Annotated in this window: 10 protein-coding genes and 1 riboswitch; of the genes, 9 read left to right on the top strand and 1 reads right to left on the bottom strand. The window is 77.8% G+C overall.

The window, feature by feature from the left end:
- Positions 1-11: 11 nt before the first annotated feature.
- Positions 12-677 (bottom strand): TetR/AcrR family transcriptional regulator, encoded by a 666-nt coding sequence (locus tag E9565_RS20740; protein WP_236836634.1) that lies wholly within the window; start codon positions 675-677, stop codon positions 12-14.
- Between the two features lie 130 nt (positions 678-807).
- Positions 808-880, top strand: a riboswitch (cobalamin riboswitch).
- A 74-nt stretch (positions 881-954) separates the two neighbouring features.
- On the opposite strand from E9565_RS20740, the gene E9565_RS20735 reads away from it, so the two are divergent.
- The 9 genes from E9565_RS20735 to E9565_RS20695 all read left to right on the top strand — a co-directional run.
- Entirely contained in the window at positions 955-3048 is a 2094-nt protein-coding gene (locus tag E9565_RS20735; RefSeq protein ID WP_236836633.1) for a putative cobaltochelatase, read from the top strand.
- Complete coding sequence (gene cobO, locus E9565_RS20730; protein ID WP_236836632.1) at positions 3048-3662, top strand: cob(I)yrinic acid a,c-diamide adenosyltransferase; 615 nt, start codon at positions 3048-3050, stop codon at positions 3660-3662. Before E9565_RS20735 ends, cobO begins: the two co-directional genes overlap by 1 nt.
- Complete coding sequence (locus tag E9565_RS20725) at positions 3659-5044, top strand: cobyrinate a,c-diamide synthase (protein ID WP_236836631.1); 1386 nt, start codon at positions 3659-3661, stop codon at positions 5042-5044. Before cobO ends, E9565_RS20725 begins: the two co-directional genes overlap by 4 nt.
- A complete protein-coding gene (locus tag E9565_RS20720) occupies positions 5031-5726 on the top strand; it encodes an energy-coupling factor ABC transporter permease (RefSeq protein WP_236828779.1) in 696 nt (231 codons plus the stop codon). Before E9565_RS20725 ends, E9565_RS20720 begins: the two co-directional genes overlap by 14 nt.
- Entirely contained in the window at positions 5723-6034 is a 312-nt protein-coding gene (locus tag E9565_RS20715; RefSeq protein WP_236828780.1) for an energy-coupling factor ABC transporter substrate-binding protein, read from the top strand. The genes E9565_RS20720 and E9565_RS20715 overlap by 4 nt, the downstream gene beginning before the upstream one ends.
- A complete protein-coding gene (cbiQ, locus tag E9565_RS20710) occupies positions 6031-6768 on the top strand; it encodes a cobalt ECF transporter T component CbiQ (protein ID WP_236828781.1) in 738 nt (245 codons plus the stop codon). Before E9565_RS20715 ends, cbiQ begins: the two co-directional genes overlap by 4 nt.
- A complete protein-coding gene (locus E9565_RS20705) occupies positions 6765-7610 on the top strand; it encodes an energy-coupling factor ABC transporter ATP-binding protein (protein ID WP_236836630.1) in 846 nt (281 codons plus the stop codon). Before cbiQ ends, E9565_RS20705 begins: the two co-directional genes overlap by 4 nt.
- Positions 7607-7990 (top strand): cobalamin biosynthesis protein, encoded by a 384-nt coding sequence (locus E9565_RS20700; RefSeq protein ID WP_236836629.1) that lies wholly within the window; start codon positions 7607-7609, stop codon positions 7988-7990. The genes E9565_RS20705 and E9565_RS20700 overlap by 4 nt, the downstream gene beginning before the upstream one ends.
- On the top strand, positions 7987-8577 hold a 591-nt coding region (locus E9565_RS20695; RefSeq protein ID WP_236828784.1), incomplete at its 3' end, for an NAD(P)-dependent oxidoreductase. The genes E9565_RS20700 and E9565_RS20695, both read left to right, overlap by 4 nt.

Below are 8577 nucleotides of genomic sequence, written 5' to 3'. Positions count from 1 at the left end.
GGCGGGAGCGGTCACGGCGGACCTCCTCGGATCAGCGGGCGGACGGGTTCGGTGCGGTGGTGGTCGAGCCACATGTCCATGACGTCGGGCAGGACCGTCGTGAAGGCGCCGGTCTCGAACGGCTCACCCGGCGCGTTGGAGAGCTGCTGGGAGATGACACCGCCGACCAGCGCCGTCCAGGCGCGGTAGGCGCGGTCCAGGTCGACGTGCGCGGCGAGGTGCCCGGCATCCCGCAGCCGGACCAGCAGCGCGCGGGACTCGGCGTCGAGCGCGACGGCCGGCGCGTAGGCCCGCTCCGACGGCGTGAAGCCGGGCACCGGACGCCAGAACATGAGCGCCGAGTGGGCGGGGTGCTCCACGGCCCAGCGCACGAGGGCGGTGGTGCCTCCCCGCCACGCGGTGAGGGGGTCGGCGCCGTCGGCGATGGCCCCGGCCTGCTCGAGCACCCCCTGGAGCGCCCGCCAGCCCCGCTCGAAGAGGGCGTCGTAGAGCGCGTGCTTGCCGTCGAAGTACCCGTAGAGGGACGGCGGGCGGATGCCCATCCGGCGGGCCACCTCGCCGAGCGTCAGCCCGGCCGCGCCCTGCTCGCTCATGACCTCGACCGCCACCGCGAGCACCTGCTCGATCGTCTCCTGCCGACGCCGCCCACGACGGTCCGGCACCACGGTTCCGGTCACGAGCCGGATGGTCGTCCTCATGGCATTAGGAAGTCAAGAGGGTCGTAGGTTGCCGGGCGACGCCGGAGGGGGGGCTGTCGCCGCGGAGCACGCCCGTGGTCTGATGACGCCGCCACACGCGACGGCAGTGGAGGAAGCCCGGTGAGAATCCGGCGCGGTCCCGCCACTGTGAGCCGGCCCCCGGGCCGGTGAGTCAGGAACTCCCGCCGTCGCGCTCCTGCCACCTCCGGGCGTGGACACCCGGGGAGAGGACGCGTGCCGTGCGCGGGTACCCCGCATGAGCTTCCCCTTCACCGCCGTCGTCGGCATGGACGACCTGCGGCTGGCCCTCCTGCTGAACGCCGTCTCCCCCGCCGTGGGCGGTGTGCTGGTGCGGGGCGAGAAGGGCACCGCCAAGTCGACCAGCGTCCGGGCGCTGGCCGCCGTCCTGCCGCCGGTCGGCGTCGTGGCCGGCTGCCGGTTCGGCTGCGACCCGGCCGCACCCGACCCGGCCTGCCCCGACGGCCCGCACGAGGCCGGCGCCGCCGCGCGCACCCGGCCCGCCCGGCTGGTCGAACTGCCGGTGGGTGCCGCGGAGGACCGGCTGGTCGGCTCGCTGGACCTGGAGCGGGCGCTGACCGAGGGCGTCAAGGCCTACGAGCCCGGCCTGCTCGCCGCCGCCCATCGCGGGGTGCTCTACGTCGACGAGGTCAACCTGCTGCACGACCACCTGGTCGACCTGCTGCTCGACGCCGCCGCCCTGGGCACCGCGTACGTCGAGCGCGAGGGCGTCTCCGTGCGGCACGCGGCCCGGTTCCTGCTGGTCGGCACCATGAACCCCGAGGAGGGCGAGCTCCGCCCGCAGCTGCTGGACCGCTTCGGGCTCACCGTCGAGGTCGCCGCTCCCCGCGACCCGGCGGTGCGCGCCGAGGTCGTGCGCCGCCGGTTCGCCTCCGACGCCGACCCCGCCGGGTTCGCCGCGGAGTGGGCCGCCGAGGAGACCGCGCTGGCCGCCCGCATCGCCGACGCCCGCGCCCGCCTGCCGCGCGTCGTCCTCTCCGACGCCGCGCTGCGCCAGGTCACCGCCGTCTGCGCCGCCTTCGACGTCGACGGGCTGCGCGCCGACCTGGTCACCGCCCGCGCCGCCATCGCGCACGCCGCCTGGTGCGGCCGCGAGGAGGTCACCGAGGACGACGTCCGCGTCGCCGCCCGGCTGGCGCTCCCGCACCGGCGCCGGCGCAACCCGTTCGACGCGCCGGGGCTGGACGACGAGACCCTGGACCAGGCGCTGGCCGACTCCCGCCCCGACGACGACCCCGAGCCCCCCGACGACGACAGCGGCGGCCCCGACGGCGGCGGCCCCGACGGCGGCGGCACGGACGGCGGCGGCCCGGACGGCGGGGGCCCCGACGGCGGCGGGAACCCAGGCATAGGAGGCAATACCTACGGATCCGACCCCGGAACGCAGGTGAAGGATCCTCTGCCCGGGGACGGCGAGGTCGCGGGCGAGCCCACGACGGCGCCGCGGGGCGAAGGTGGTGGGCACGCCGACGCCGCCCCCGCCCGCGAGCAGGCCGCGGTCGCCCCGGCCGACCCGTTCCGCACCCGGCGGCTGGAGGTCCCGGGCATCGGCGCCGGTGCGGCGGGCCGGCGGTCGCGGGCCCGGGCCGAACGGGGCCGCGTGGTCGGCTCGACCCGCCCCGAGGGCACCGTCACGAAGCTGCACCTGCCGGGCACCGTGCTCGCCGCCGCCCCGCACCAGCGGGCCCGCGGCCGCCGCGGACCGGGCCTGGTGGTGGAACGTGACGACCTCCGCCAGGCCGTGCTCGAGGGCCGCGAGGGCAACCTGGTGCTCTTCGTCGTCGACGCCAGCGGCTCCATGGGCGCCCGCTCGCGGATGGCCGCGGTGAAGGGCGCCGTCCTCTCGCTGCTGCTGGACGCCTACCAGCGCCGGGACAAGGTCGGCCTGATCACCTTCCGCGGCGACGCCGCAGAGCTCGCGCTCCCCCCGACCTGGTCGGTCGAGGCCGCCGCCGCGCGGCTCACCGGGCTGCCCACCGGCGGGCGCACCCCGCTGGCCGCCGGCCTGCTCGAGGCGCACCGCACGCTGGCGCGGGAGCGGGTGCGCGACCCGCGTCGCCGCCCGCTGCTGGTCGTCGTCACCGACGGCCGGGCCACCGGCGCGCGCGGCGGCGACCACCTGGGTGAGGCGCGCCGCGCCGCCGGCCTGCTCGCCGACGTCGCGGGCGTGGTCGTCGACTGCGAGTCCGGGCCGGTGCGGCTGGGCCTGGCGGCGTCGCTGGGTGCGGCGCTGGGCGCGCGGACGATGCGCCTGGAGGAGCTCGGCGCGGACCAGCTGGCCGGCGTCGTCCGCGACAGCAGGGCTGCCTGATGCCGCAGGGACGGGTGGAGGTCGTCCCCGCCGACGGGCTGACCACGAGGCAGCGCCGCAACCGGCCCCTGCTGGCCGTGCACACCGGCGAGATGAAGGGCAAGTCCACCGCCGCCTTCGGCATGGCGATGCGGGCGTGGAACCAGGGCTGGCCGATCGCGGTCTACCAGTTCGTCAAGAGCGCCAAGTGGAAGGTCGGCGAGGAGAACGCGCTGACCGCGCTGGGCCGGCTGCACGAGCAGACCGGCGAGGGCGGCCCGGTGGTCTGGCACAAGATGGGCAGCGGCTGGAGCTGGTCACGCCGCCAGGGCACCGAGACCGACCACGCCGCCGACGCCGCCGAGGGCTGGGCGCAGATCAAGCGCGACCTCGCCGCGGAAGCACACCGCTTCTACGTGCTCGACGAGTTCACCTACCCGCTGAAGTGGGGCTGGGTGGACGTCGACGACGTCGTCGCGACGCTGACGGCGCGCCCCGGCAACCAGCACGTCGTCATCACCGGGCGGGACGCTCCCCCGGCGCTGGTCGAGGCCGCCGACCTGGTCGTGGAAATGACCAAGGTCAAGCACCCGATGGACGCCGGCCAGAAGGGCCAGCGGGGGATCGAGTGGTGACCCGCATCCCGCGGGTCGTCGTCGCGGCGCCGTCCTCCGACGCCGGCAAGACGTCGGTCACCACCGGCCTCGTCGCCGCGTTGACCGCCCGCGGGCTGGCCGTGAGCCCGCACAAGGTCGGCCCCGACTACATCGACCCGGGCTACCACGGGCTCGCCGCCGGCCGGCCGGGCCGCAACCTCGACCCGTGGCTGGTCGGCGAGGAGCGGATCGCCCCGCTGCTTCTCCACGGCGCCCGCGGCGCCGACCTCGCCGTCGTCGAGGGCGTCATGGGCCTGTTCGACGGCGCCACCCACCCCACCGTCGAGCCCGGGTTCGCCTCCACCGCGCACGTCGCCGGCCTGCTGCGGGCACCGGTGGTCCTCGTGGTCGACGCGTCGTCGCAGGCCCGGTCGGTGGCCGCCCTGGTGCACGGCTTCGCCACCTTCGACCCCTCGGTCCGCCTGGGCGGGGTGATCCTCAACCGGGTCGGCAGCGACCGGCACGAGGCGATCCTGCGCGCGGCGCTCGGGGCCGCCGGGGTCCCGGTGCTCGGCGCGATCCGCCGGCTCGAGACGCTGCACACCCCCTCCCGCCACCTGGGCCTGGTGCCGGCGGCCGAGCGGTCGGCCGAGGCGGTGGCGACCGTGCTCCGGCTCGGCGAGGTGGTCGCCGACGGCGTCGACCTGACGGCCGTGCTGCGGCTGGCGGGCACCGCACCCGACGTCGCGGCGCAGCCCTGGGACCCGGCGGCAGAGGTCACCCCGACCGGCGGCCGCCCGCGGATCGCCGTCGCCGGCGGCCCGGCGTTCACCTTCGGCTACGCGGAGAACGCCGAACTGCTCGCCGCCGCCGGCGCCGAGGTAGTGACCGTCGACCCGCTGCGGGACGAGGCGCTGCCGGAGGGCACCGACGGGCTGGTCGTCGGTGGCGGCTTCCCCGAGGTCTACGCCGCGGAGCTCTCGGCCAACGAGACCCTGCGGGCCGACGTCGCCGCGCTCGCCGCCCGCGGCGCCCCGGTCGCCGCCGAGTGCGCGGGGCTGCTGTACCTGGCCCGCGAGCTCGACGGCGTGCCGATGTGCGGCGTGCTGGACGTGGCGACGGCGATGGCGCCCCGGCTGACCCTCGGCTACCGCGCCGCGGTCGCGACCACCGGCTCCGTGCTCGCCGCCGCCGGCACCCGGGTGCGCGGCCACGAGTTCCACCGCACGCACGCCGACCCACCGGCCGGCCCGTCGCCCGCCTGGCAGTGGGGCGCGACCGCCCGCGAGGGGTTCGTGCAGGGCGGCGTCCACGCCTCCTACCTGCACCTCAACTGGGCCGGCACCCCCGGGGTGGCCCAGCGCTTCGTCACCGCCTGCACCCCCGCCGTCCGATCGGAGACCGCCCGTGCACATCGCTGAGGGATTCCTGCCCGCCGGGCACGCGCTGGGCTGGACGCTCGCCGCCGCGCCCTTCGTCGCGCACGGTGCGCGCGCCGTGGTCAAGGAGGTGCGCGAGAACCCGGAGGCGACTCTGCTGCTCGGCGCGGCCGGCGCCTTCACCTTCGTGCTCAGCGCGATCAAGCTGCCCAGCGTCACCGGCAGCTCGAGCCACCCGACCGGCACCGGGCCCGGCGCGATCCTGTTCCGGCCACCGGTCATGGCGCTGCTCGGCACCGTGGTGCTGCTGTTCCAGGCGCTGCTGCTCGCGCACGGCGGCCTGACCACGCTCGGGGCCAACGCGTTCGCCTTCGCCGTCGTCGGGCCCTGGGCCGGGTACGGCGCGTACCGGCTGACCCGCGCGGCCGGCGCCGGGCTGCTGCCGGCGGTCTTCACCGGCGTCGCGCTGGCCGACCTCGCCACCTACGTCACCACCTCGCTGCAGCTCGCGCTGGCCTTCCCCGACGCGAGCACCGGGCTCGCCGGGGCGCTGGCCAAGTTCCTCGGCGTCTTCGCGGTCACGCAGATCCCGCTGGCGATCGGCGAGGGCCTCCTCGGCGTCCTGCTGTTCCGGGTGCTCACCGTCAACGCCCGCCCCGAGCTCGAACGGCTCGGGGTCCTGCAGCCCGCCGCCGTCCCCGCGACCACCGGAGGTGCCGCGTGACCCGCCGTGCGCTCGTCACCACCCTGCTCGTCGTCGTGGTCGTCGCGCTGTTCGCGATCCCGCTGCTGGTCGACGGCGGCGTCTCCGAGTACGGCGGCACCGACGCCGCGGTGACCGAGGAGCTCGAGGCCGACGGCTACACCCCCTGGTTCGACTCGGTGTTCGCCCCGGCCGGGGAGGTCGAGTCGGGCCTGTTCGCGCTGCAGGCGGCGCTCGGCGCCGGCGTGCTCGGCTACGTGCTGGGCCGGCTGCGCGGCCGGCGGGGAGCGACCGCACCGGACGCCGTGGCGGAGACCGACCGGCGGTGACGGGCCTGGCGGTCGACCAGGCGGCGTGGGGCAGCGCCTGGCGCGGGCGGTCGCCCGGCGACAAGCTGCTGCTCTGCGCCGGCCTCGTCGGCTGCGCGCTGCTCCTGCCCGCCTGGCCGGGCAGCGTCCTCGTCGGCCTGGCCGCCGTCGCGCTGGCGCTCGGTCCCGCCCGGGTGCCGGCCCGCACCTTCGGCCGGGCCATCCGCTGGCCGCTGGCGTTCATCGCGATCGGCGCGCTCACCGCGGTCGTCGCGGTCGGCGACGGCGGGATCGGCTGGGCCCCCGACGCCGCCGAGCGGGCCGGCTCGCTCGTGGGCCGCGCGGTGGCCGGCAGCGCCGCGGTGCTGCTCCTGGCCACCACCACCCCGATGTCGGACCTGCTGCCCGAGCTGCGCCGGCTGCGCGTGCCGGCGGCGGTGGTCGAGGTGGCCGGCGTGACCTACCGGCTGGTGTTCGTGCTGCTCGAGAGCCTCGGCACCATCCGCGAGGCGCAGGCCGCGCGCATGGGCTGGTCCTCCCCCCGCCGCTCCTACCGCTCGGCCGGGGTGCTCGCCGCCGCCGTGCTGACCCGGTCGTGGGACCGGGCGCGGCGCATGCAGGACGGGCTGGCCGGCCGCGGGATGGAGACCGGCCTCCGGGTGCTGCCCGACGCGCTGCCCTCCTCCCGGCCCTTCGTCGCGCTCGCGCTCGCCCTGCCGGCCGCGATCACCGCGCTCACCCTGGTGGCCCGGTGAGCCACCGGGCGCTCGCCGCCGCCGGCCTGGTCGCCGGGTACCCGGGCGCGGCACCGGTGCTCGACGGGGCGCGGCTCACCGTCCCCCCGGGCCGGCGGCTCGCGCTGCTGGGCGCCAACGGGTCGGGCAAGACGACGCTGCTGCGCTGCCTGTCCGGGGCGCTGCGCCCGGTCGCGGGCGCGGTCACCGTCGACGGGGCGCCGCTCCGGCACACCCGCCGCGGGCTGCGCGAGCACCGGCAGGTCGTGCAGCTGGTGCTCCAGGACCCCGACGACCAGCTCTTCAGCGCCTCGGTCGGGCAGGACGTCTCCTTCGGCCCGCTGAACCTGGGCCTGCCCGAGGAGGAGGTGCGGGCCCGCGTCACCGAGGCGCTCGACCTGCTCGCCGTCACCCCGCTCGCCGCCCGCCCGACCCACCAGCTCTCCTACGGGGAGCGCAAGCGGGTCGCCATCGCCGGCGCGGTCGCCATGCGCCCCTGCGTGCTGCTGCTCGACGAGCCGACGGCGGGGCTCGACCCCACCGCCGTCGCCGACACCCTGGCCGCCCTCGCCCGCCTGCAGGAGCACGACGCCACGGTGGTCATGAGCACCCACGACGTCGACCTGGCGCTGCGCTGGGCCGACGAGGTCGCCGTCGTCGTGGACCGCACCGTGGTGCAGGGCCCCCCCGGCGAGGTCCTGGGCGACGGCGACCTGCTCGCTCGCGCCCGCCTGTCCCGCCCCTGGGCGCTGGAGGTCGGCGGCCGGCTGCGCGCGCTCGGCCTGCTCCCGGACGGGCCGCTCCCCCGCGACGCCACCGGGCTGCTGGCCGCCCTCCCCGACCGGCCCGGGGTGCCGACGTGAGGACCGTCGGCATCGGGCTGGCCTCGGGCGTGAGCGCCGCCGAGGTGCTCGCCGCCGTCGACGCGGTGCTGCCCTCCCCCACCGGGCCGGTCCTGCTCGCCACGCTGGACAGGCGGGCGCGTGAACCGGGCCTGGTGGGCGCCGCCGCCGAACGCGGCTGGCCGCTCACCGGGCACCCGGCCGCGGTGCTGGCCGCCGTCCGCGTCCCCGCGCCGTCCGGCGCCGTCGCCCGTCGCGTCGGCACGCCGTCGGTCGCCGAGGCCGCCGCGCTGCTGACCGGCGGCGTGCTGGAGGTCGGCAAGACCGTGCACGGCCGGGTGACCGTCGCGGTCGCCCGAGCTTCCGACCCGACCCACCCGGACCACCAGGAGGAACCGTGACCGCCCACGACGCGCCGCACCCGGTCGGGCTGCGGCTGACCGGGCGGCGCGTGGTCGTCGTCGGCGGCGGGGCCGCCGCGCACCGCGGTGCGGCCGGCCTGCTCGCCGCGGGTGCCCGCGTGGTGGTGGTCAGCCCCGCGGTCACCCCGGCGCTGGAGTCGGCGGCCGCGGCCGGGCGGCTCTCGTGGTCGGCACGCCCCTACGCCCGCGGCGACCTCGCCGGGGCCTGGTTCGCCCTCGCGGCCACCGGCGACCCCGACGTCGACACCGCGGTGCTCGCCGACGCCGAACGGGAGCGGGTGTTCTGCGCCGGCCCCGACGGCTCGCCGGCGGCGACCGCCGACCTGCCGGTCACCGGGCGCGCCGGCGACCTGGTGGTGGCCGTGCACGGCGACGACCAGCGGACGGCGGCGGGCCTCCGCGACGGCGTCCTGACCGGGCTGGCCGACGGCAGCCTCGCGGTGCACCGGCGCGGGACCGGGACCGGTGGCAGCGTGGTGCTGGTCGGTGGCGGCCCCGGCGACCCCGGCCTGATCACCGTCCGCGGCCGCCAGGCCCTGGCCACCGCCGACGTCGTCGTCGCCGAC

It is taken from the genome of Blastococcus sp. KM273129 (genome assembly GCF_021698995.1).
Taxonomy (GTDB): Bacteria; Actinomycetota; Actinomycetes; order Mycobacteriales; family Geodermatophilaceae; genus Blastococcus.
This window is presented reverse-complemented; position numbering and strand designations above follow the sequence as displayed.